At 37.8% G+C, this 2362-nt stretch carries 2 protein-coding genes and 1 pseudogene; 1 reads left to right on the top strand and 2 read right to left on the bottom strand.

Annotated features, from left to right (window positions below; translation table 11 throughout):
- Positions 1-446 precede the first annotated feature (446 nt).
- The gene (locus tag AC1DPQ_RS25000) at positions 447-959 is read left to right on the top strand and encodes a glutathione peroxidase (protein ID WP_477584918.1); all 513 of its coding nucleotides are present in this window, start codon (positions 447-449) and stop codon (positions 957-959) included.
- A gap of 71 nt (positions 960-1030) precedes the next feature.
- Here AC1DPQ_RS25000 and aqpZ read toward each other — a convergent pair whose 3' ends face one another.
- Together aqpZ and AC1DPQ_RS24990 are read right to left on the bottom strand one after the other, a co-directional pair.
- The gene (gene aqpZ, locus AC1DPQ_RS24995) at positions 1031-1738 is read right to left on the bottom strand and encodes an aquaporin Z (RefSeq protein ID WP_477584917.1); all 708 of its coding nucleotides are present in this window, start codon (positions 1736-1738) and stop codon (positions 1031-1033) included.
- 358 nt (positions 1739-2096) lie between these two features.
- Positions 2097-2362 (bottom strand): annotated as a pseudogene (locus AC1DPQ_RS24990) (MBL fold metallo-hydrolase); the annotation flags it as partial.

The raw sequence follows: 2362 nt of genomic DNA, 5'->3' as shown, positions 1-2362 counted from the left end.
ATATTAGTAATTTGTAGGTAAGGCTTTCTCCCGCCCTTTGCTACAAATCCTCAACCTCGTTCCTCGGTCTGCGGGTTTTTCGCTTCGGTCGGGTTTAGGTGGCATGTGTTTACTGCTATTTAGGTTTTAACGGCGTTGTGCCAAGCTGAAGGTACAAAAGGGATCAGGCTTTGTTAATTAAACCAGATAGAGCGGAATAGCCCACAGCGTAGCGAGGACTATAAGCGATAGCGGGGCCGTAAACCACCAAGAACCACTGCCCTCAATTTCCTAATCAAAAAAGACACTTATTTGAGCAATGAAATATATGCTTTCATTTTCAAATCATGCTCACAGTTTGTTCTATTGGCCAGTTCTCTTACCTAATTTGCTACATTTAATTTACAACAACGTTACGTTGGCACAACCTATTTGTGCCTATATTCGTATATAAAAATAAAACAACGATGATCAGCACAATTCTAATCCTACTAAACTTATTGGTATCTCCACCAAAAAATGTTTACGAGTTCAGCTTTAAAACCATTGATGGTAAAGAAATTAAACTATCGAAATTTAAAGGCAAAAAAATCTTAATTGTTAACACCGCTTCTAAATGTGGTTTTACACCACAGTATGAAGATTTGGAAAAACTTCAAAAGCAATACGGCAAAAAGGTAGTATTAATTGGTTTCCCTGCGGGTAACTTTGGCGGACAGGAGTTTTCTACCAATGCAGAGATTAAAGAATTCTGTACCGGAAAGTACAATGTATCTTTTATGTTGGCAGAGAAAAGCAGTGTTAAAGGTGATGATATCAGTCCATTGTTCAAGTATTTAACCTCTCAAACCAATACAGAAGAGCAAGGCGATATTAAATGGAACTTTGAGAAATTCTTAATTAATGAAAAAGGAGAATTGGTACACCGTTTCCGTTCTAAAACAAAACCTACTGACGAGGCGATTGTAAAGAACCTATAAAGCTTAGCGTTTAGGGGTTAGTGTTTAGGCGCTAAACTCTAAACGCTAACCCTTTAACAATTCCATTTAAATTAGTTTTTCTCCAAAACTGTTTTCCAAACCAAGGCACTGAGCGCCGCACCAATAATGGGTGCTACAATAAACAGCCAAACCTGGCTTAAGGCTTCTCCGCCAACCAAAAGTGCGGGGCCAATACTTCTTGCCGGATTTACTGATACACCCGTTACCGGAATGCCCACAATATGAATGAGTGTTAAACTTAAGCCGATTGCAAGCCCTGCAAAGCCGCCGTTGATATTTTTAGTAGAGGTTGAGCCGAAAATAACCAATAAGAAAATAAAGGTGAGTACAATTTCGGCAATAAAACCAGCATGTAGGCTGTAATGCTGTGGAGATAGTGCTGCAAAACCATTTTGCCCTAATCCATTTGTTGCCAAAGAATATTCTGGCTTTCCTGAGGCAATTTGCAGTAAGATAAATGCGCCTGCAATGCCGCCTAATACCTGAGCCACAATGTAATAAGCGGCTTCAGTAATTTTCATCCGGCCAGCGATTACCATTCCGATTGAAATTGCCGGATTAATGTGACAGCCTGAAATGTGCCCAATAGCATAAGCCATTGCGGTGACCGATAAGCCAAAGGCAAAAGATATGCCTAATAAGCCTACGCCAGTTGTGCCATTTGCGCCAGCTATAACCGCGCTACCACAACCCATTAAAACCAACACGAGCGTGCCTAGAAATTCGGCACTGAATTTAGAAAGTTTACTTGTCTCCATATAATTTATTATTTAAAGGTTTAAATATTATAYCCGGATGATTGTCAATCGAATATAACTAAAAATTTAGAATATAAAAATGGAATAAAATGCTGGTGATTTAGTCTGATTGAATTACGGAATTTTAGACAAGAGAAAGGGGCTTAAATCCATAAGCCCCATTTAAACCAAACAAACTATTTATGAAGTTTATATAAAACCCATATTAGAATAAAATGTTTTGATGAAAATTAAAATTATTTACAATTTTTGCGGGTAATTATGCTTTTGTCTAGTCAATTGCCATTTTTTTGCTCAAAATAAGTCCTACTGTAACTAAATTGATAGAAAACGGCAAGCTATTTTTGACTTTAGGGTGTTAAAATAGGTTGAGTTGTTCTGGCTGGTATAGGTTAGGGTCGAAATTGTAAACTTCGGGTGTGTTTTGAGTATTGCTTACATAATACAACGCTGTTTCCTCATATCTTGAAGCTACTTTAACAAAAGTATTGCCGGCAACATTTTTAAAAAGATTTTCAACCAGCTGTGGGTCGTTATTATCTTTTGATAAGTGGCTCAATAATAAATGACTCATGTATGGGGCTTTATGGTTGATGAAAAGCTCCAGCGCCTGTGTATTGCTTA

This window comes from Pedobacter sp. 01T416_2, from assembly GCF_056398925.1.
Note: the sequence above shows the minus strand (reverse complement) of the source record. Positions and strands in the feature narration are given on the sequence as shown.